Origin of the sequence: Aeromonas sp. V90_14, from assembly GCF_029967615.1 — a bacterium.
In the GTDB taxonomy this organism is placed as follows: Bacteria; Pseudomonadota; Gammaproteobacteria; order Enterobacterales; family Aeromonadaceae; genus Aeromonas; species Aeromonas hydrophila.
On record NZ_JASCAS010000044.1, the window covers coordinates 169,086 to 189,464 of the forward strand.

Annotated in this window: 19 protein-coding genes and 1 pseudogene; 10 read left to right on the top strand and 10 right to left on the bottom strand. The window is 52.1% G+C overall.

The features are described from left to right. Positions 1–55: 55 nt before the first annotated feature. From QLG02_RS18460 to araA, 3 genes are read left to right on the top strand one after another with little or no spacing between them, the layout of a single operon-like run. Positions 56–1,747, top strand: coding sequence for a ribulokinase (locus tag QLG02_RS18460; protein WP_282465843.1), 1,692 nt, complete (start codon positions 56–58; stop codon positions 1,745–1,747). Next, positions 1,744–2,442, top strand: a complete 699-nt coding sequence (locus QLG02_RS18465; RefSeq protein ID WP_282465844.1) for an L-ribulose-5-phosphate 4-epimerase — start codon at positions 1,744–1,746, stop codon at positions 2,440–2,442. Before QLG02_RS18460 ends, QLG02_RS18465 begins: the two co-directional genes overlap by 4 nt. 13 nt (positions 2,443–2,455) lie before the next feature. Further along, positions 2,456–3,955: an L-arabinose isomerase gene (araA, locus tag QLG02_RS18470; protein ID WP_282465845.1), complete on the top strand. Its 1,500-nt coding sequence runs from the start codon at positions 2,456–2,458 to the stop codon at positions 3,953–3,955. A gap of 825 nt (positions 3,956–4,780) precedes the next feature. Here araA and QLG02_RS18475 read toward each other — a convergent pair. The 7 genes from QLG02_RS18475 to QLG02_RS18505 form a co-directional block, all read right to left on the bottom strand. Beyond that, positions 4,781–4,921 carry a hypothetical protein gene (locus tag QLG02_RS18475; RefSeq protein ID WP_167825118.1) on the bottom strand — a complete coding sequence of 47 codons (141 nt, stop codon included), beginning with the start codon at positions 4,919–4,921 and terminating at the stop codon, positions 4,781–4,783. Between the two features lie 875 nt (positions 4,922–5,796). Further along, the gene (locus tag QLG02_RS18480) at positions 5,797–6,168 is read right to left on the bottom strand and encodes a DUF6392 family protein (protein WP_282465846.1); all 372 of its coding nucleotides are present in this window, start codon (positions 6,166–6,168) and stop codon (positions 5,797–5,799) included. Between the two features lie 78 nt (positions 6,169–6,246). Continuing rightward, complete coding sequence (locus QLG02_RS18485; RefSeq protein WP_135319949.1) at positions 6,247–6,741, bottom strand: DUF6392 family protein; 495 nt, start codon at positions 6,739–6,741, stop codon at positions 6,247–6,249. After that, positions 6,741–7,718 carry an S-type pyocin domain-containing protein gene (locus QLG02_RS18490; RefSeq protein WP_282465847.1) on the bottom strand — a complete coding sequence of 326 codons (978 nt, stop codon included), beginning with the start codon at positions 7,716–7,718 and terminating at the stop codon, positions 6,741–6,743. Before QLG02_RS18490 ends, QLG02_RS18485 begins: the two co-directional genes overlap by 1 nt. Before the next feature lie 10 nt (positions 7,719–7,728). Further along, positions 7,729–8,196, bottom strand: a complete 468-nt coding sequence (locus tag QLG02_RS18495) for a type VI secretion system PAAR protein (RefSeq protein ID WP_135319951.1) — start codon at positions 8,194–8,196, stop codon at positions 7,729–7,731. Between the two features lie 145 nt (positions 8,197–8,341). Beyond that, on the bottom strand, positions 8,342–8,752 hold the full coding sequence (locus tag QLG02_RS18500) for an H-NS family nucleoid-associated regulatory protein (protein ID WP_045790062.1): 411 nt from the start codon (positions 8,750–8,752) through the stop codon (positions 8,342–8,344). A gap of 82 nt (positions 8,753–8,834) precedes the next feature. Continuing rightward, positions 8,835–9,887, bottom strand: a complete 1,053-nt coding sequence (locus tag QLG02_RS18505) for a tetratricopeptide repeat protein (RefSeq protein WP_282465848.1) — start codon at positions 9,885–9,887, stop codon at positions 8,835–8,837. A gap of 199 nt (positions 9,888–10,086) precedes the next feature. On the opposite strand from QLG02_RS18505, the gene umuD reads away from it, so the two are divergent. The 5 genes and pseudogenes from umuD (at position 10,087) to QLG02_RS18530 (ending at position 16,157) form a co-directional block, all read left to right on the top strand. Further along, entirely contained in the window at positions 10,087–10,509 is a 423-nt protein-coding gene (umuD, locus tag QLG02_RS18510) for a translesion error-prone DNA polymerase V autoproteolytic subunit (RefSeq protein WP_135319953.1), read from the top strand. 3 nt (positions 10,510–10,512) lie between these two features. Beyond that, entirely contained in the window at positions 10,513–11,784 is a 1,272-nt protein-coding gene (umuC, locus tag QLG02_RS18515) for a translesion error-prone DNA polymerase V subunit UmuC (protein WP_282465849.1), read from the top strand. 160 nt (positions 11,785–11,944) lie between these two features. Then, on the top strand, positions 11,945–13,945 hold the full coding sequence (locus QLG02_RS18520; RefSeq protein WP_282465850.1) for a hypothetical protein: 2,001 nt from the start codon (positions 11,945–11,947) through the stop codon (positions 13,943–13,945). Between the two features lie 138 nt (positions 13,946–14,083). Then, positions 14,084–15,064 (top strand): annotated as a pseudogene (locus tag QLG02_RS18525) (IS5 family transposase). A 394-nt stretch (positions 15,065–15,458) separates the two neighbouring features. Continuing rightward, on the top strand, positions 15,459–16,157 hold the full coding sequence (locus tag QLG02_RS18530; protein ID WP_270828314.1) for a hypothetical protein: 699 nt from the start codon (positions 15,459–15,461) through the stop codon (positions 16,155–16,157). Positions 16,158–16,248: 91 nt separating this feature from the next. On the opposite strand, the gene sodC is transcribed toward QLG02_RS18530, so the two are convergent. From sodC to QLG02_RS18545, 3 genes are all read right to left on the bottom strand, one after another. Continuing rightward, entirely contained in the window at positions 16,249–16,764 is a 516-nt protein-coding gene (sodC, locus tag QLG02_RS18535; RefSeq protein WP_282465851.1) for a superoxide dismutase [Cu-Zn] SodC, read from the bottom strand. Between the two features lie 16 nt (positions 16,765–16,780). After that, positions 16,781–17,326 carry an ankyrin repeat domain-containing protein gene (locus QLG02_RS18540; protein WP_201354130.1) on the bottom strand — a complete coding sequence of 182 codons (546 nt, stop codon included), beginning with the start codon at positions 17,324–17,326 and terminating at the stop codon, positions 16,781–16,783. Between the two features lie 115 nt (positions 17,327–17,441). Further along, positions 17,442–18,956 (bottom strand): catalase, encoded by a 1,515-nt coding sequence (locus QLG02_RS18545; protein WP_041215965.1) that lies wholly within the window; start codon positions 18,954–18,956, stop codon positions 17,442–17,444. A gap of 172 nt (positions 18,957–19,128) precedes the next feature. Between QLG02_RS18545 and QLG02_RS18550 the strand changes: the two genes are divergently transcribed. Further along, a complete protein-coding gene (locus tag QLG02_RS18550) occupies positions 19,129–19,431 on the top strand; it encodes an HNH endonuclease (RefSeq protein ID WP_282465852.1) in 303 nt (100 codons plus the stop codon). A 549-nt stretch (positions 19,432–19,980) separates the two neighbouring features. Then, positions 19,981–20,379 (top strand): hypothetical protein (locus tag QLG02_RS18555; RefSeq protein ID WP_282465853.1); only part of this gene is annotated, 399 nt, incomplete at its 3' end.

A 20,379-nucleotide genomic window follows, 5' to 3' on the forward strand; every position in this document is an offset into this window, starting at 1 on the left:
GTCCATCTCCTATGGTTCCTCCCCAGTCACCCCTCATTGATGGTCAGGAGCACTTATGTCTGAGCACCCCAGGTCCGAGCAGATCACCATCGGACTCGATTTCGGCAGCGATTCGGTCAGGGCACTCGCCGTGCGCTGCCACGACGGCGCCGAGCTGGCAACCCAGGTCGTCTATTACCCGCGCTGGCAGGCCGGTCGTTACTGTCAGCCGGTCACCAACCAGTTTCGCCACCACCCCCTCGACTATCTGGAATCCATGGAGCAGGCGGTGGTGGCGGTGGTGAGCCAGCTCACCCCGAGTCAGCGCGCCGCCGTGCGTGGCATCGGGGTGGACAGCACCGGCTCCACACCGGCCCCCATCGACGAGGAGGGCCGAGTGCTGGCACTGCGCCCGGAGTTTGCCGACAACCCCAACGCCATGTTCGTGCTGTGGAAGGATCACACCGCCATCGAGGAGGCCGAGGCCATCACCGCCCTGTGCCATGGCGGCCAGTTCCCCGACTACAGCCGCTACATCGGCGGGGTCTACTCCTCCGAGTGGTTCTGGGCCAAGATCCTGCACGTCTCCCGCAGTGACGCTGCGGTGCGCGCCGCCGCCTGCAACTGGATCGAGCTGTGCGACTGGGTCCCCGCCATCCTGAGCGGCACCCAGGCCCCGGCCGACATCCGGCGCGGGCGCTGCTCCGCCGGCCACAAGTCCCTCTGGCACCCGAGCTGGGGCGGCCTGCCCCCCGCCGAGTTTCTCAACGCGCTGGATCCGCTGTTGACCGAGGATCTCGACTACCCGCTCTTTACCGACAGCTGGACCGCCGATCTGCCGGTCGGCACCCTGACCCCCGAGTGGGCGGAGCGGCTGCATCTCTCCTGCGAGGTGGTGATCTCCGGTGGCGCCTTTGACTGCCACATGGGCGCGGTGGGGGCCGGGGCCGGCAACAATGCGCTGGTCAAGGTAATAGGCACCTCCACCTGCGACATCCTGATCGCCGACGAGGCCACCATAGGTGATCGCGCCATTGCCGGGATCTGCGGCCAGGTGGACGGCAGCGTGGTGCCGGGCATGGTGGGGCTGGAGGCGGGACAATCGGCGTTTGGCGACATCTATGCCTGGTATCAGCGCCAGCTCGGCTGGCCGCTGGAGAGCCTCGCCGCCCAGTATCCGGAGCTGCGCACCGCCATCGAGGCCCACAAGCGGGAGCTGCTGCCAAGCCTCGCCGCCGCCTGGGAGCAGCAGCGGGATCTGGCCCACCTGCCGGTGGTGCTCGACTGGTTCAACGGCCGCCGCACCCCCTACGCCAACCAGCGTCTGCAAGGCACCGTCACCGGGCTCAACCTCGGCACCGATGCGCCCGATCTGTTCGGTGCCCTGGTGGCCTCCACCGCCTTCGGGGCCCGCAGCATCATGGAGTGCATGACCAGTCAGCAGGTGCCGGTGGAGCAGGTGATCGCCCTTGGCGGCATCGCCCGCAAGTCGGCCACCGTGATGCAGACCTGCGCCGACGTGATGAACAGGCCCATCCAGGTGGTGGCCTCGGATCAGTGCTGCGCCCTGGGGGCGGCCATCTTTGCCGCCGTGGCGGCCGGTATCCACGCCGATGTGGCCAAGGCCCAGCACCACATGGCGAGCGCCGTGGAGCGCACTCACCAGCCTGACCCTGAGCGGGTCGTCGAATACGAGCGCCTCTACCAGCGCTACCTCGCCTGGGGCGCCGCCGCCGAGCCGCTCTACAACCGGGGAGTTCCGGCATGAACCTCAAGATGCTCAAGGAGCAGGTGCTCGTCGCCAACTTGGATCTGCCGCGCCACGAGCTGGTGACCTTCACCTGGGGCAACGTCAGTGGCATCGACCGAGAGCGCAACCTGGTGGTGATAAAGCCAAGCGGCGTCAGTTATGAGCGGATGCTGCTCGAAGACATGGTGGTGCTGGATCTGGCGGGCAAGCAGGTGGAGGGCGCCTTGCGCCCCTCCTCCGACACCGCCACCCACCTGGTGCTCTATCGCGCCTATCCGGAGCTGGGCGGCGTGGTGCACACCCACTCCACCCACGCCACCGCCTGGGCCCAGGCGGGGCGCCCCATCCCCATTTTCGGCACTACCCAGGCCGACTACTTTCACGGCGAGATCCCCTGCTCGCGCCTGCTCACCCTAGGGGAAGTGGAGGAGGATTACGAGGGGCTGACCGGTCATCTCATCGTCGAGACCCTCAAGCAGACCCCCATCCTCACCATGCCGGGGGTGCTGGTGGCCAACCACGGCCCCTTCAGCTGGGGCAAGAGCGCCGAGGACGCGGTACACAACGCCGTGGTGCTGGAGGAGGTGGCGCGCATGGCCTGGCTCACCGGCCAGATCAACCCCGCGGCCCGCCCCCTGCCCGATTACCTGCTGGAGAAGCACTACCAGCGCAAACATGGCAAACACGCCTATTACGGCCAGACAAAAGCATAAAGAGGACACCAAGATGGAATTGATGAAACAGCTGGAAGTGTGGTTCCTGGTCGGCAGCCAGCACCTGTATGGCGCCGCCACCCTGAAGCAGGTGGCCGATCACGCCCATACCATCACCAGCCAGCTCAACGAGCGCGCGGGCCTGCCGGTCAAGATCGTGCTCAAGCCCACCGGCACCACCCTCGACGAGATAAGCGCGGTGGCCCGTGATGCCAACCACGACCAGCGCTGCATCGGGCTCATGGTGTGGATGCACACCTTCTCCCCCGCCAAGATGTGGATCCCGGCGCTGAGTCAGTTGCAAAAACCCCTGTTGCAGTTCCACACCCAGTTCAACCGGGATCTGCCGTGGAGCGAGATCGACATGGACTTCATGAACCTGAACCAGACCGCCCACGGCGGCCGCGAGTTCGGCTTCATGGGGGCCCGGCTGCGACTGCCGCGCACCGTGGTGGTCGGTCACTGGCAGGATGAAGAGGCCCACCGCAAGCTGGGCAACTGGATGCGGGTCGCCGCCGCCATTCACGACAGCCGCCACCTGAAGATCGCCCGCTTTGGCGACAACATGCGCAACGTAGCGGTCACCGAGGGCGACAAGATTGAGGCCCAGATCCAGTTCGGCTATCAGGTGAACTACCACCCGGTCGGCGACCTGGTGAAGGTGATCGACGCCGTGCCCGCAAGCGACATCGAGGCGCTGCTGGCCGAATACGAAGAAACCTACACCCTGACCGAGGCGGTGCAGGCAGGCGGGGAGCTTCGCGCCTCCCTCTATGAGGCGGCGCGCCAGGAGCTGGGGATGAAGCAATTCCTCACCGACGGCGGTTTTGGCGCCTTCACCACCACCTTCGAGGATCTCCATGGCCTGCACCAGTTGCCGGGGCTCGCCTGTCAGCGCCTGATGCAGCAAGGTTTTGGTTTTGGGGCAGAAGGGGACTGGAAGACCGCGGCCCTGCTGCGCACCCTCAAGGTGATGGGTGCCGGTCTTGCGGGCGGAACCTCCTTCATGGAGGACTACACCTACCACCTGGAGGCGGGCAACAACCTGGTGCTGGGGGCCCACATGCTGGAGGTGTGCCCCTCCATCGCCGCCAATAAACCCGTGCTGGATGCCCAGCATCTGGGCATAGGCAAGAAGGCCGACCCGGCCCGCCTGCTGTTTGCGGCCCCCGCCGGCAAGGCGGTCAATGCCAGCCTGATCGATCTGGGCAACCGCTTCCGGCTGGTAGTCAATCAGCTCGAGGTAGTGGACCTGCCAGAGGCCATGCCCAAACTGCCGGTGGCCAGCGCCCTATGGCAGCCCATGCCGGACCTGCAGACCAGCGCCGAGGCCTGGATCCTGGCCGGGGCCGCCCACCACTCGGTGTTCACCCAGTCGGTGGATATCGAGCAACTGCGTACCTTCGCCGACCTCATGGGCATCGAGTGCGTGGTGATCGACGAGCACACCCGCATCCCCGAGCTCAAGCAGACCCTGCAGTGGAACGAGGTCTACTACAAGCTCTGCCACTGAGCCCGCCACCAGAAAGCCTGTCCAGCAGACAACCCCGCACGCGGGGTTGTCTCTTTTCAGCTATTCCCCGAACCTATTTTCACCTGCCACTGACGCCTGCCTGCCCAATAAAGCGGCAGCCGGCTGGTCTGCCCTTCGTTCTGCCTGCGCTATGGTTTACCATGCAGGCAACCGAGGTGCATAGCACCCCCACCCTGGCGCCAGGCGCCACCGTCATCGGATATCCCTCTCGAGCAACATGAGCAAAACAGCACACGCCGGCAGCGAGCCGACCTTCTACTTCCACGTTTTGCAATATGTCTTTTTTAATAACCTGATTTATAAGGGTTTATGTCTCTAACGCTGATGAGAGTGGTACACAATTGGGACGTGGTGCAATTTGAGGGGCATTGCTACAGATAGTAACAGTATTCGTCCGAGCAACTTAACCGACAGAACTCCATCCGTTTTTGTCGTAATAGAGCCAAGCCAGACCCGTCTAGGTGTTTCATTTTTGAAACACCACATGCAGAAGTTCGTGGGCATAAACTGCAGAAGTTCATTTTACTGTTATATTTAAATCACTTACTGAAGCATTCAAACAACCTCACTCGAGCTTGAAAGGCTCACCCATGTAGAAAGCACTCACCAGCAGACCATAAACAAGCCGCACTCTCTCATCCCGTCCCAGCAGTACGCCAAGCAATACCTCGCCGCTTGCCGGATCGTCCCCATGCCAGAAGCACTAGAGATCTGCTTCTACCACATCCAGCCAGCTGGCATGGCCCACGTACCACGGCACCGCTATTCGGGGATCTGGCCGTCACCCCCTCGGCTCCATGACGCTTACTGTTGTCCATCAGGTTTGGCCTGACGACTGCCACTCCCTCCACGCAATAACTTGTCGAGCAGTAAAGCCAACAAGCGAAATGCATCCTGATCTTCAAAGCCAGCATCTGCCTCCAGCAAGTCGGCAGAACCTTTCATTAATTGCTCAAGCCCCTGGTTGACGGGCAGTAACGTGCGATCCAGGCGATATTGGCCAATGCCGTCAATACCGCCAGCGGTGAAGTCTCACCTTCTTGGCACAAGGCACCTTTGGTTAGTAAAGAGGTCAGCTCCGTAACCCGCTCGGCTGACAGCGCTCCCCCTAGGGTCACCTGAGCCTGGCATCAATGTCATGACACTCCAGTGATGATTGATAATGAAGCAAGGTTGGCTCACCGAGATTCATGGAAACAGCAAGAGAGCTCGGCGATAAAGCGCATCACGCCACCTAGGAGAAAACCGCGCTTGTCACTTTCCCATCGCTGCAAAAACAAGTGGGTCAATTAGGTAGTTTTAACACCCGGGACAACCAGCCAGGCTTCGGACTTGTCTCGCTGGTAGTGCGTCGCTATAACTCATCTTGGCTCAAGCACTCATAGAGCTCGCTTCCGGTTACTTTTTTCAACCCACTGATCCAGAATGGGGCAAACCGACTCTGTGCGTTGCTATAGAGTCGCTCGGCAGCACCGTCACACATCGCGACTGTAGTGATCTAACCATCCCTGAAACTACTACGGCCGTTGCCACCCCTTCCTCTTTACTCATCCCTCCCCCCAGAAATGACAAAGCCCGCACGAGGCGGGCCAGAAATAGAAAAGGCCAAGGTCCCGGGGGACTCTGGCCATCTTTAAGAGATGCTAACGCTCCACAGAAAAACATTCAACAGATGTTGGGGAGAACTCAGCTGCAGTTACAGTAAGAACGAAGGATCAAGTTCCTTCCATTGGACCATTTCGGTCGACTTGAATCCTACAATCGTAACTCTTTGATCAAGGTTATAACTGAGTAGCATAGATACTCGTTTTGAACCCGTTTCAAAAATATAGTGGTCTGTCCCCCCCCTTCTTTCTATTTACAATCATGTATGGAGGGTGCGAGTTAGTAGGTTCACCAAAGGTAGACCTTACATCTGCCTTCATCATGTTTTCCCATAATGGAGCCGGGAGCGCATTCGGAAACCTGTATTGTTTTCCCTCTTCTTTGAGCAACTCCAAATCCACTTCTATTAACTTTCTAGATGAGCGGTCAAACGAAAGGAAAATGCCCTCCTTCGCCATACTCAACGTTATCTCAGGATCCCCGGAGTAACCCTTTGGCTTGGTTTTGTAAGGGATCAATTCAGCCTCCATCATGGCCTCATAGGTCATTCCTAGGCTATTGATTAGAGCCTGCACATTAACCGTCATTTGCCCCCCCTCTGCCTGTCAACAGAAGTAGGATCGATGCATCCACGCACAACAGGGCTTCTTGAATCCTGATCAGAGTCATAATAATTGAGCAGGAGAAAGCGGCTTCCACTCAAACCCATCTGCGGGTTTAAATGTGATATCCGTCACCTTTTGTTCTAGATTATAGTGCAGCAGCATCATTGTACTCCTGCTACCTTTTTTAAGCTCAAAATAGTCAACGCCACCATATTTTTTCTTAATTATCTTGAATGGTGGATGGGAATATGTTGGCTCTCCAAACTCAGCCCTGACCTCCGCACGTGACATGTCTTGCCTCAATGGAGGTGGCAGTTCATTTGGGAATTTATATCCTTCCTTACCTTCTTCAATAAGGGTCAAACCTATCTCAATCAAAGATGTTGTACTTCTATCAAATGTTAAAATAACGCCTTCCTTAATCATATTTAGATTAAGAAAAGGACTGCCTGAGTCCCCTTTGGGCTTAGTCTTATATGGGATCTGCCCTGCTTCGAACAAGGAGTTATAAGTCTTACCAAGGCTATTAATCAACTCTTTAACATTGATTGTCATCAATACCACCCTTGTTCTTGATTAACTTCATGCATCTTATTTCTTGCTTGCTCAATTTCTGTTTCATCATATCCTTCGTCAAGCAAACATTTTTTTACCATATTGAAGTTTTTATCTACAGCCTTCCTTAAATCTTTAGAGTCATTATCAATCTGCATAGGGGTATTTCTACCACCATAAGTCTCGCTGCACTTCTGGTGAACTGATGCAGGGATGATGAGAGCCGCAACGTCTTTTTTCATGGCCTCAACATCTTTGGCTTTCATATCGGGATAGAGGTTACGTAAGTACTTCTCTACCGCAGCAGCTGACGGCATGTGGTCTGCATGAGATCCCAACCTGGGTCTGCCTTGGAATCCACGATAGGTATCTACTTCGAGCAGCTTAACCGGAGGCTTACTGAATACCAAATAAAGCGGGGGGACCCCCAGTGATGCTGGGAAGGTGATGATACAATCTTCCAGCTTATCTCCGCTTGCTGGGAACGTCTCTAGCTCCGCATCTGGAGCTTCTGGGATGGGGCGAACCAATATGTTCGACACATCCATGCCATCTCGTTCCGGATAATAACTGCTGGCATCAGGCACTTCACCGCTGCTGTCCGGGTACCAAGTCAATGTCGGCCCACCAGGAACCACGGCGACTATGGCACTTCCTTCTTGCCGAGCTTGCACGATTGGCACAGAATCCATGCCAGATGCTGCGCTGGTGTGGATCCCATATACCTGCATCCGCCCCTGTTCATCTTCAATAAATCTGAATCGAACACGAGTTGCAGCACGGCTCATCGCCTTCAATTGCTCATCTGTGTAAAGAGTGCCGTCCCCCATATCGGAAGGCCAGAAAGCCATCAGAAATGCGCCTGACGCTGCTCCACTGGTTCGAAGAGCCCAAGACCCTAACTCTGCGGGCAAACTTCCTGAAATTCGCCCAAGTGCGACCTCTTTCACCGCACTTCCTGCTATGGCGCTAGTCATTTGCAGCTCCTCACTTGGGGTTTGAAGGTATTGGGGCTAGCACCACGGCTTTGCCAAACATTGAAAGCGGCTCCGCACTAGTAGCGGCCTCGATCGTTGTTGGCGCGACAGAACTAGATTTCGCGAAAATAAACGGAGTAACTTTCTCAACTACAGGAGGTGTGAAATGTGAATCTACCTTCTCGAACTGATCACCAACAATCACAGTTCCTGCCCCGATAATCACCCCACCGCAGTCCACTGAGCTTCCAGTCATCGCCAGTGGCTTGCCATTAACCAAAACTGTTGATGAACCAGAGGCTATCTTGCGAGGGTGCGGCGGATGATTTGGCTTATCGTGGGGGGCAAGGGGATCACCTACCCTGGCCGCAGGAATACCATCGATGAAGACGTCAGGTGAACCTGCAGTGATGGGCGTGGGATAAAAGCCATCATGGTCAGTGCCAATATTACCAACCTTGGCTGCCTGCTTGGACATTAGGTATTTCCTGCCTCAAATGGAAATCACCTTACAACAAAGGTGTTCACTTTTGAAGCTTCAAGACCGTTTGTCTATGACATGGTGTGACGCACAATAAAACCTGAAGGCCAAGGTATGACCCTTGGCCTTCAGGTGGAACAGATCAAATCAGGAAGCTATCTAGTGCTGTGCCACCTTCTACTGCCTTTGCAATAGCCTTTGGCATGCGACCCTGACCAGTCCAGGTTTTCTCTACACCATCTTCGGTGTATTTGTACTTGGCAGGGCGAGGAGCACGAGTCCGCTTAGCAGCAGTCCCCTTGGTGCTTTTACCCTCACCTGCACCCAGTAGCTCGTTTGGGTCAATACCTGCTTGCTCCAGCATTGCTTGGAATTCGGCCAATTTAGCCTGGCGCTCTTCCTGCTCTTGCATGAGCTTCAGTTCGACATCTTCACGTTCCTTAAAAACCACATCCAGCTTCTCTTTGGCCTCGGTCAGCTGCTCAAAAGTCAGTTCACGTAACGCCGCACGCAGACTACGTTGGTTCAGGATCACTTTGATAAATTCGCTCATTTTTCTACCTTATAAGCTTACTTATTGATGAGGTCTATCGGCTCAGTGGTCTGCTTTTGTGCTAAGAAAAAGTGATTTTGAATTATCCTTTATCATTGGTTAATTCTTCAAATCGTTTCTTGGCCTCAGTCAGACCTGCTGGAGATAAAGCTGTTTCGATAGCTTGCTTATATGATACGGCTAAATCACGTTCACCTCCAGATGGTAATGCAGCCATAGAAAAATAAACATATGCTTCAGCCAAATTAACAGGGCGACCATAGCCAAACGCATAAGTAAACGCGCGAATAAAATTAGCTTCCGGGTCCTCTTTTGGCTTCTTGTTAAAACAGGCATCGACGGAGACAGCACTATCAAGCTCAGTTGCAGGGCAATTCATGCCAATCCACAATTCAATCCCTCGATCTGCATCCTCATTCTCACATAGTGGCATCAAGGCTTTGATATCACCTGTTGGATCAGCTCCATCCAAACAACGCATTACTTTCAGTTTTCCTTCGGCGTCTTGCGAGCCCTGGGCAGTAGCCAGTTTCAAATAATGTTCTGCTTTGCTTCTGTCTGCCTTCTGCCCAAGACGACCAAATAAATAGACTTTGCCTAAAGCTTCTTGAGAATACACATACCCTTGCTCAGCCGAACGAAGGTACCACTTTAGTGCGACCTCATCATTATGAACGGATTCGTAACTACTCGAGTATGTGACTCCCAATACATACTGAGCATGCGGGTTACCTTGAGCGGCTGACTTTTCATACCACTTCAATCCGACTTCGCTGTTACGGTCCACCTCAATGATCCCTTGAGAAATACCTGAATAGGTTTGCCCAAGGTAAAGCTGAGCATCAGCATTACCGTGTTCAGCTGCTGCGGTAATCAACGAGAGTGCTTCCGGCCCGTTACGGGTGGCATAACGTCCATCGGCATACAACCTACCAAGCTCAAACTGTGCTCTGGAGTCCCCTCTTTTCACTGCTGGTTCGAGTAAGGCAACAGCCTCTCGTAATAGAGCGATATCATTTTGTTCTTGTCCCTTTTCAATCAGCGCCTTAGCTTTTCCCAAACTCTCATCGGCATGGCCTACACTCAACCACGACGCCAGAAATGCACCTAAGCAAACCGCCAGCTTCTTATTCATCCCTATGCCCGCACGTTCAAATAAAGCCTCAATTGTGCCACACCATTGCGTCTATTAAATGCTCCATTGGTCATTAAGTGACAGGTTGTGTCATCAGCATGTCCATCTAAACCAAGACCTAGAGCCAATCGCTCCACGGTGATCTTCATCATGGGCACAGTTATACTGTATTTATATACAGCACAATAGAGCTCCAAACATGTACGCAGTTCCCGACCTTGACGCCCCGGCCCTGGAAATCCCCTTGTACCTTTCTCCTGCTGCATGCGGGTTCCCCTCCCCAGCCCAGGACTATGTCGAACAGACCATCGACCTGAACCAAGTTTGTATTCAACACCCGGCCGCGACTTTCTACGTGCGAGCCTGCGGGTACAGCATGGTTGGAGAGGGGATCCATGATGGGGACCTGTTAGTAATTGATCGAGCCGTAAAGGCGAGTCACGGCGCCGTGGTGCTGGCCTGCCTGGACGGCGAATTCACTGTCAAGAAACTGCAGGAAACACCAATCCCTGCCCTACTCCCCTCCAACCCAGATTTCCAGCCCATCTATCTGCAAGAGGGTCAGGAGCTGGAGATATTCGGAGTCGTCACCTTCGTGATCCACAAGACCAAGCTGGGTTGAACGATGCCTACAGCCATTGCCCTTGTTGATGTGAACAACTTCTACGCCTCCTGCGAGCGTCTATTCCGGCCTGATTTGAAGGGGAGGCCCATCGTGGTGCTTTCGAATAATGATGGATGCGTTGTGTCTCGTAGCCCCGAAGCCAAGGCTCTCGGCATCAAGATGGGAGTGCCCTACTTCCAGATCCGCCAGTTCTTTGAGGCAATGGGTGGAATCTGGTTCTCCAGCAACTATGCCCTCTATGGCGACATGTCTAACCGAGTAATGACCGTATTGGAGGGGATGGCCCCGGCTGTGGAGGTCTACAGCATTGACGAGGCCTTCATCGAGCTCAGCGAGAGATGGGCGGGCGACCTGGTGGAGTATGGCCGCCAAGTCCGCGAGCGGGTGCAACTGTGGACTGGCCTCACCGTCGGGGTGAGTATTGCCCCGACAAAGACCCTGGCCAAGCTGGCGAACTACGCTGCCAAGAAGTGGCCGGCTACCGGGGGCGTGGTAGATCTACGGGATGAAGGGCGGCGCGCCAGGCTGATGGCCATCACCCCGATCGAGGAGGTCTGGGGCATTGGCCGGCGGCTAACCGCCAAGCTGGAGACACAGGGTATCAAGACAGTGGCAGAGTTGGTCGCCGCCGATCCCAAGGCCCTGCGGCGCCGGTATGGCGTGGTGGTCGAGCGCACGGTGCAGGAGCTGCGGGGGATCCCCTGTGCCGAGCTGGAGCAAGAGGCCCAGGCCAAGCAGCAGATCATCTGCTCGCGCAGCTTTGGCGAGCGCATCACCCAGATCGGCCCCATGAACCAGGCGCTGGCAGGCTACATGGAGCGTGCTGCCGAGAAGCTCCGGGGAGAAGGGATGTGCTGCCGCCACGTCACCCTGTTCATCCGCACCAGTCCGTTCAGCGACAAGACCCCCTACTACGGCAACCAGGTGAGCACCAAGCTGGCCATGCCAACAAATGACACCCGGGCGCTGCTGGCCCTGATCCCCCAACTACTTCCCCGGATCTGGCGCGATGAGCAACGTTATCAGAAGGGCGGCGTCATGCTGGCCGACATCACCCCGGCCCACATGCAGCAGGGCGACCTGTTCGCTGCGGAGCAGCAATCACCGCGCAGCGAGGCGCTGATGCAGGTCATTGACAAGATCAATCATGGCCGGCTGGGCAAGATCTACTTTGCAACCCGCGGCCGGGCCTCCAGAGAAGGGATGATGAAGCGTGAAAGCCTTAGCCCCAGATACACGACAGCGCTTGGTGAGCTCCCTATTGTGAAATGATACAAATAAAGGAATCCCTAACCGCACAAAAAATGGGCACACACCTCAATAATAGAGCGCAAGTCGACCACCTACAGCCTGAAAATCACAGCTTTATAATATTTTACACAATTTAATCACGAGATTAAATTATCCATCCCTAAACTATGGAGGATAATTAATGAGATTGTTATTACCAGTTCTAGTTACATCCATCATGTTTGGCTGTGGTGGTGGCGGCAGCGATGATAACAAGCAATCAAATGACAAAGACACCAGTACCACTACCGCCCAAAACACACAAAATAACGAACAATCCGACAACACAAATTTAAATGAAAATACACCTAGTGTTCCAACACCTGGAATTTCTCTCGTACCGAACGGACATCATTCAGCTCCATCTGTAGCTGATGGCACTAACCAGCCACAACCCGGTGCGCCTGTACCACCACAACCGAGTAATACAGATACCCAAGTTCCAGCCGGAACATTTGAAGAAAAAAATTCGGAATTTAATATACAAGTATCCCCCGATAATTACGATGCCAATTCATATCTCGAGGCCAAGATTAAAGATTTAAGCATTAATAATGCGAGCTTACAAGATACTAGTAATCTTGTACTGAAATGTTCATGGATGATCAAAAAACAAAAGGTTAGTGATTCATGTAGTTACCAGCTCACTGGTGACGACCACTTACATCCGATAAAAATAACGGCCTACTTGCAGAATGCTAAAGGCCAGAAAACAGAGTCATACGACACAATTATCCAAAAGGCTTTTCCGGTTACTCACCATAAAACTCCATCTGGTGATGCAATACTCATGTCGGATGGAAGGATCATTAGTTGGAATGCTCCAAGTGGCTCAAATTTAAATGAAGCACGGACCAAACTACTGCCAGCCGATGCTGCAGATAGTCGAAGCTTTATTTCCCTAGCAGCAAACAAATCAGCATTCATTGCCTTAGACAAAGACGGGAAGATCGTAACGTGGGGGAATCATAAGCAAGGTGGAGATGCTCCTGAGTTAGTAACTAGCAAGAAAATTAAACAGGTTGCAGCATCTGATTACGCTTTCACGGCGCTATCTGAGGATGGCAAAGTGTATCTTTGGGGCAATTTAAGCGAATTCAAACCAGGAGAAGAAGTAGCTATATCAGGGCATGTGACTACATTATATGGTCTCAGTAAGGGATTCATCGCATTAACAGATGATGGCAATGCCTATGGCTTCGGTGTAGATATCCCTCTGACATCAAAGGCGGTTGGAAGTATTAAGAAAGCTATATCTACACAGGTATCTCATGGGAGTATCTATCATAAGTACAGCATGGCAGTCTTGAACAACACAGGGAATGTCTACGTATGGGGAAGCTATGCAGATAACCTTCCTGCGTTAGATAGTGTTGTAGACCTCACCTCAAACAATGAAGCCTATGCTGCACTGAAAAAAAATGGTGACGTAGTGGTATGGGGTGATCCTGCACATGGTGGAGAATTCAAATATAGCCTTCACAAAAGAGAATATGTGAATGGCAGATTTACCAAAGATACAACCTGGACTGCAATTCAGCCCCCTAAGAATGTGACCAAGGTAGTTGCAAGCGATGGTGCATTTGCTGCCCTACAGAAAGATGGGAAAGCAGTCACTTGGGGGGAAGGCTTCTCTGGAGGCAATACGTACTCTGTAGAGCCCAATAATGAAATCCAAAATAAAACTATAACTGACATTCATGGTAATGAAGGTGGTTTTATTGGTGTTGATAGCAACGGTAATATGACCACTTGGGGTTATTGGTGGATAACCGATGAAAACCTAGTTAACTACAATGCCGGAGAAAACCCGAATTGGGAGAGTAATCTATACGATGCTATCGGGAAAGGGGCATACAAAAACTTTACCTCAAATTCAGTATCTTTTGCGTTCTCAGTTAGCAATAAAAACTCCAGTGAATTTTTTGCCGTCGGCCGTAAAGAGATTGGGGGTAGAATTTTAAGAGGGAATTTTAGGGACATCAAAGGAGATGTAACAAAAATAACACCACATGAGTGTGGCTATTCTGCATTTAGCTCAACCGGTGATGTATACGGCTGGTTTGGATGTGACGGTGACCCAGAATACGATGGTACGCTCAACAGAGAATATGAAGCAAAGCCATATGAAGTTATAGAGTAGGAACGCAATATCACGTGTAATAAAAGCCAGAGCAATGCCTTGGCTTTTTTACAACACAATGGTTTAACTAGGGAAGGTGCGAACAAGTCCCTGACGTGAGATCATGAGCCCCACCTGGCGCCATTGATAAGGTTCAGCATGAATCATCAACTCACCTTCGCGGATAGCGAGTTCAATGGCAAACGCCGCAAAACCCGTAAGGAGTTATTCCTGGCTCGTATGGAGGCGTTGCTCCCATGGGCAATGATGCTGGAGGTCATCGAGCCCGTCTATCCCAAGGCAAGTAATGGCCGTCGTCCCTACCCACTCGATACCATGCTGCGTATTCACTGCATGCAACAGTGGTGACGGCGCCATGGAGGATGCGCTCTACGAGATTGCTTCGATGCGTCTGTTTGCCAAGCTCTCACTGGACCAGGCCATCCCCGACCGTACCACCATCATGAACTTCCGCCATCTGCTGGAGCAGCACCGGCTGGCCCGGCAGATCTTCGACGCCGTCAACCAATGGCTTTCTGACGCCGGCATCATGATGAAGCAAGGCACGTTGGTCGATGCCACTCTCATTGAGGCCCCTTGCTCGACCAAGAACAAGCGTGGCGAGCGTGACGGCGAGATGCACCAGACCAAGAAAGGCAATCAATGGTACTTCGGCATGAAGGCTCATATCGGTGTCGATGCCAAGAGTGGCCTGACGCACAGTCTGGAGACCACGGCAGCCAATGAGCACGACCTCAATCAAGTGGGAAATCTGCTCCATGGCGAGGAGGCATTTGTGTTCGCTGACGCAGGATATCAGGGTGTAGAAAACCGTGAAGAGCTGGCAGATGTAAAGGCACAATGGGCGATTGCGATGCGACCTGGCAGGCTCAAGGAACTCAAAAAGCATCCGCGAAAAAACAAGGCTGTGATTGCCTTTGAGAGGCTCAAATCCAGTATCCGCGCCAAAGTGGTGCACCCGTTTCGGATCATCAAACGTCAGTTTGGCTTTGTGAAGGCGCGGTTCAAGGGCTGCGCAAGAACGACAACCAACTGGCGATGTTGTTTACGCTGGCGAATCTGTTTCGCGTGGACCAGATGATACGGGCATGGGATAGCTGTGCCCAAAAATCGAGATAAGCCTCGAAAATGAGGCTAAATGGCGCTTAATAGCCGAATACTTGCAGCAAAAAGTCAGGTTTTCGGAGTGATGGGCATTTCAAATACGGACAAAGAGTTCGTGGTGAAGGTGCGATCCACTTGTTCACCCCTTCCCTAGGTCCGGCATTGGCAATGGTACCCACTGTTGAGAATCTCTGTCACGTTCGAGTTACAAGCTGAATTACAAATGACTGACCTAAATGGGGCCTAGACATCCTTAATGAACCAATATTACTTGCATTATTTCACTCTGGATTGAAATATTATAATTATGCAATCAAGTGTATAAATACCATTACTAACGTTTACTGAGCCTCAGGATTTAAATTCATCCTGACATTATATTTTCATGACTGTTATTTGGTGATAAATTATGCTAGGAAAAGTAGCTAACGAAGCTAATCAACTCTTATCAAAAATAGATGACTTCAAGTATTTTGTCTTGCTTGGAACATTTATTCTGATGCTAGACAGCACATTAATAACACATAGCAATGCCTCACTGCTCAGACTGAGCTGGAATGAAGTAGATAAAACATTTACCATGGGTAGTGCGCTTGCATTTATTTGTTTTTTTAGTTTCTACATTACATTCATTGTGGCAACTGCAAGAATTTCAATTATCGCAATAGTCAGTTTTATACCATTTGGCATTATAAATTTCTTCAAATCTAACTCATCAGCTGTGGAGCCAAGAAAAGACCTAAAGAACATCTGGGAACTCAGAACTATGGCAATAAAAAATAACAATGCAGTAGCTTATGAAGCATTTAAGGAAAAGCAGCAAAAAAAAGACTCCAACAATAAATTAGAGCAATACTGTCTCGCCTTCTTAATAGCCAGTATTATAAATTTATTTTCAAGTTCAGAAGAAGCCGAATCACTCATTATAACAATGACTTCCATAACCAACATGAACGACATGAGCCCCATTGAGAACATAAAGTTTATTCTAACCTGTCTTTTATATCTTGGAATAATGAAAATTGGGATTCTAGATGGATGTGGTTTCACTTATAGCTACACTGAAGATAATTACATTTATCTACCCAGAGATAACAAACCTACATAAGTTCAAAAAAATAATAGTAAAAGAGGTTGTTGAACAACCTCCTTTTAGTGGATCAGTAAATATTAGGCAAAGTAAGTCCAACTTTCTTAAGTTAGGGTATTAGACCGCAGACAACTCTCGCACCACCGCCACCAAGGGGGGCTGGGTGATCGGAATGGTTATCACCGCCGGCATGGACCATCAAGGCCTTACCACTCAGTTCCGCCAGGGCAAGGCGCGGTGCCAGCACCGGTTGGACAGCTTTACCTGCATCATCGACGTAGAGAGGTGGTAAATCCCCCTTGTGGGCATCATCTTGCCAGGGGGCACCATGGCGCCCAGTTTGTTGGGGATCATAGTGACCACCGGCCGCGCCACCCGCAACGCTTTGCCCATCCTTCATACTGCTGTCGCAGCTCCCGTTGGCGTGCACATGGAATCCATGCAGACCGGCAGGCAAAGAGGACAGCGCCGGAGTAAAGACTGCGCCATAAGGACTTTCACTCAACTCGACATGCCCAACGACAGCCCCACTGGCCAGATCTTTCATTGTCACTGTAGCTGCAGTGGCATTGACGCTGGTTACCAGTACTGCTGCAAGCATCACTTTACTCAGTCGGTTATTCATCTTTCTTCTCCTTACTTTATTGCATCGAGGGTGAGTTCCCCTCGGTGGAATTGCCTTTCCCTGCACCTGTGGCCAGAGCGCGAAACCGCTCGCCCTGCCCGAAACGCTCGGCAAACTGAGCTGCCGTCATGGTGTTCTTGTCGGTAACAGGCTCATCGGGTCGACGATTGCTGTTCATGTCACAGTCGATAGCATAAAGGGTTTTAGCAATGCGCCATTCACCCTTGATAACCGCGCCCATCAAAGCAGTATGACCCCGTTTGTCACGTAAACAGGCATCAGCTCCGGCTTTGAGTAGGGAGTGAACAGCTTCAGCTTGCCCCTGATAAGCGGCAATCATCAGTGCCGTGTAGCTCTGCACGTTACGCTCATCAATCGGGAAGCCAGCGTTAACAAATTCATTCAGTACACTCACCTCTCCGCTACGAGCAGCTGCAAAGAAATAGTCTTGCAAGCTGACTGGCGGTAATTGCTCCGCCTCTGTCGGCTCGCTACCCCAGGCGGGTTCAGACAACCCCATCAGCGCAACAAGCAGACTCAGCAGCAAACGGCTAGGTACCATCCTGCACTCCTCCAACATAATGCCTGCAAGGCCCGGTTCATGATTGCAGGCAGGAACAAGTGGGCCCTGCAGGACTTACCGAGTTACCCCCGCCGCCTGCCTGGCGGGGGCAAAATTACAGTTTGGTCGCGAGCTGTTTGACCCGTTGCTCATCCCCCTTAACGGCGCGAGTCAGGGCCATACCATACTCACTGTCTGCTTTGTAAAAGTGCGCGAGCATCTTGTGCTTCACTGCACTGTCACGCACAGCACCCAGATCGGCTGCCAAGTTGCGCACGAGATTGGTCTTTCCTTTGGCATCGAGAGAGCGATAGAAATTGCCGGCTTGGCTGAAGTTATCGGTCTTCTCGATCTGCTTCTGCTGAACAGTCCCTTCTAACGCTGTCGTGACTGCACGAGCCTCTGCTGCCATGGTCTTAGGTGCCTGGCTGCTCGGTTCGTAGTTCACATTGCTGATTGTCTTGCCGATGTTCATGGCACCATCCTGGTTGTTACTCACAACCGGAACCAGTGGGCGGTTGATAGGCAACTGCTGATGGTTCGCTCCGAGGCGATAGAACTGGGTATCGCTGTAGGCGAACAGACGCCCCTGCAGCAGACGATCTTCAGAAGGTTCGATACCCGATACCAGGTTGGCCGGAGCAAAGGCCGACTGTTCGGTTTCCTGGAAGAAATTGTCAGGCATTCGATTGAGGGTCATGGTCCCAATCTTCTGCTCAGGAACCCCCTCCCACACCTTGGTTGCGTCCAACGGGTTGTAGCTAAAGTCGTTCAGCTGAGAGGGCTTTAACACCTGAATAGCGAGATCCCATTTCGGGTAGTCACCGGCCTTGATGGCACTATACAGATCCCGGGTCAGATGGTTGAAATCCTGACCCTGCACCTTAGCAACCTGATCTAGATCCAGACTGCTCACCCCCTGCCGGCTGCGCCAGTTGAATTTGACGTAATGCACATCACCCTTGGCGTTGACGAACTTGTAGGCATGCACGCCGAAGCCATCCATTTTGCGATAGCTGGCTGGGGTACCGAGGTCGGAGTAGACCTGAGTCAGCATATGGGTAGAGGCCGGATCCTGGCTCATGAAGTCAAACACACGGTTCGGATCTTGAATATTGTCGACCGGTGAAGGCTTGAGAGAGTGGACCATATCGGGAAACTTGATGGCGTCCCGGATGAAGAACACCGGTAGGTTATTGCCTACTAAATCCCAGTTGCCCTGGTCGGTATAAAACTTAGTAGCAAAGCCCCGCGGGTCCCGGAGGGTCTCTGGGCTGTGTTGACCATGAATAACAGTGGAGAAGCGGACAAAAACAGGTGTTTTCTTGTTTACGGCTGAGAATAAGCTGGCAGAAGTGAGCTCTGGAATAGCCTGGGTCACTTCGAACTCGCCATGGGCGCCAGTGCCACGAGCATGAACAACCCGCTCGGGGATCCGTTCCCTGGCAAAACGCTGCAATTTCTGGATGAGATGCACATCCTGCAGCAAGACAGAGCCATTCGCACCGGCGGTAGTTGAATGCTGATTATCACCTACAGGCGCACCGTTATCGCGAGTGAGGACATCAGCTTGAACGTGTAATGCAAGGCCCGACATAAGAGCTATTGTCAATTTTGTCATTGTTTTCATTTCTTCCCTTATTTTTTCTAGATTTATCCCTGCCTGCACCTCCTAGACTAAGTCATTGTTTAATTCTAAAAAAAACGATTAAAAGCGATTAAACCGTTCTGGTATTGCGATTAAGTGTAACTGTGGCTGAAATGAGTGATAAAGGATTCCGTCACCAACAAAGTCCTGCTGATTGCCTCATATCAAGCCCTGGGCACAGTGCAAGGAGAACGCTGAACGCCTCGATGGCCACAACGGCCTGCTGCTCTCCCCTCACATCGACAAGCTGTTCGACCGGGGTTGGATAACCTTCACAGACGCCGGTGACCTACTGTGTGCCGAACCCTGTATCGAGCAGGCTCTGCAACAGTGGGGCGTTGAGCTTCCCAAGAATGTCGGCCCGTTCAACCCCAAGCAGGCCGAATTCCTCGAGTACCACCGTGACGATATTTACAAGGCTGAGCCCATCGCTTCTGCCCGACGCATCCCATCCTGAGCGGGCGCCTTTCTCCCGCTCTACCCTCCCCCCACGGCAACCCTACAAATCTGTGTTCCCCTCGTTATCCAGCCTTCAACTGACTCAACACTAGGAACCATTTGAGGTATCATATTACCAAACACTCACCCCATAAGTCAGACAAGGAGCTATGTATAAAAATTAGTTTTTTGTAGGGTTTACTTAAGGGCTGTTGATTTTTCCTATAGTGCTTAACCTCCACACTCAGGAATCAATAAATGACAGATTTATTTTTTTAATACGCATTAGAGATCGATATGATTAAACATATAAAAAATTGGTACAATGGAGAGGTCAAGATACATGAATTTGATAATGATGGTTCATTCTATATCATGCCAATGATTTACACGGAATATCACTGGACTGCAAAAATAGCCAAGAACATTGTTAGTTTTTATCTAAAGCACTGGCAGTGGGTGTGGACCACAACTCTTGGATTCTTCACTCTCTACGCTGCTATTCTTGCATTAAAATAGATGATAGACCAGCAATAAATATAGCTAAGAATAAACTTCAGCATTAGGTTTGGAAACTATGGATTGGAGGTATTTAGTAACCACGGCAATAGCTTTATTCGCTGTTATCGTTGCATGGCTCGCACGCAAAGATGCGAGAAAGTCTGTCGATACAGCGAACTCGCTTCAACAGCGGTTGGAAGTGTATGAATACCTTCCAATTCTTAAACTTGCCATAGAACCCGATGGGAACAGGATAAAGATATCAATTACCAATGCTAGTGCTAAAAACGCCGCTTTAGATTGCAAGTTAACAACGAGCATTCGGATATGGGCTGGTGATGGAGTCTATCACGTTGAGAAAGAGCAGATACAAAATAACTATGATTTAATTCCCCCACAAACAACCATCAGTTTATATCCAGATGAAGTTAACAATATAACAAAGAACTCTATATCATTTTTAAAT

What these genes read in the sequence shown, in the direction of transcription:
- QLG02_RS18490 (WP_282465847.1), bottom strand. Translation starts at nt 7,718, where the DNA reads ATGACTAGCGCCATAGCAGGAAGTGCGGTGAAAGAGGTCGCACTTGGG.
- QLG02_RS18475 (WP_167825118.1), bottom strand. Translation starts at nt 4,921, where the DNA reads ATGAAAGGTTCTGCCGACTTGCTGGAGGCAGATGCTGGCTTTGAAGAT.
- sodC (WP_282465851.1), bottom strand. Translation starts at nt 16,764, where the DNA reads ATGAATAACCGACTGAGTAAAGTGATGCTTGCAGCAGTACTGGTAACC.
- QLG02_RS18480 (WP_282465846.1), bottom strand. Translation starts at nt 6,168, where the DNA reads ATGACGGTTAATGTGCAGGCTCTAATCAATAGCCTAGGAATGACCTAT.
- QLG02_RS18495 (WP_135319951.1), bottom strand. Translation starts at nt 8,196, where the DNA reads ATGTCCAAGCAGGCAGCCAAGGTTGGTAATATTGGCACTGACCATGAT.
- QLG02_RS18460 (WP_282465843.1), top strand. Translation starts at nt 56, where the DNA reads ATGTCTGAGCACCCCAGGTCCGAGCAGATCACCATCGGACTCGATTTC.
- QLG02_RS18465 (WP_282465844.1), top strand. Translation starts at nt 1,744, where the DNA reads ATGAACCTCAAGATGCTCAAGGAGCAGGTGCTCGTCGCCAACTTGGAT.
- QLG02_RS18530 (WP_270828314.1), top strand. Translation starts at nt 15,459, where the DNA reads ATGCTAGGAAAAGTAGCTAACGAAGCTAATCAACTCTTATCAAAAATA.
- QLG02_RS18520 (WP_282465850.1), top strand. Translation starts at nt 11,945, where the DNA reads ATGAGATTGTTATTACCAGTTCTAGTTACATCCATCATGTTTGGCTGT.
- QLG02_RS18545 (WP_041215965.1), bottom strand. Translation starts at nt 18,956, where the DNA reads ATGAAAACAATGACAAAATTGACAATAGCTCTTATGTCGGGCCTTGCA.
- QLG02_RS18540 (WP_201354130.1), bottom strand. Translation starts at nt 17,326, where the DNA reads ATGGTACCTAGCCGTTTGCTGCTGAGTCTGCTTGTTGCGCTGATGGGG.
- umuD (WP_135319953.1), top strand. Translation starts at nt 10,087, where the DNA reads ATGTACGCAGTTCCCGACCTTGACGCCCCGGCCCTGGAAATCCCCTTG.
- QLG02_RS18485 (WP_135319949.1), bottom strand. Translation starts at nt 6,741, where the DNA reads ATGACAATCAATGTTAAAGAGTTGATTAATAGCCTTGGTAAGACTTAT.
- araA (WP_282465845.1), top strand. Translation starts at nt 2,456, where the DNA reads ATGGAATTGATGAAACAGCTGGAAGTGTGGTTCCTGGTCGGCAGCCAG.
- QLG02_RS18500 (WP_045790062.1), bottom strand. Translation starts at nt 8,752, where the DNA reads ATGAGCGAATTTATCAAAGTGATCCTGAACCAACGTAGTCTGCGTGCG.
- QLG02_RS18505 (WP_282465848.1), bottom strand. Translation starts at nt 9,887, where the DNA reads ATGAATAAGAAGCTGGCGGTTTGCTTAGGTGCATTTCTGGCGTCGTGG.
- umuC (WP_282465849.1), top strand. Translation starts at nt 10,513, where the DNA reads ATGCCTACAGCCATTGCCCTTGTTGATGTGAACAACTTCTACGCCTCC.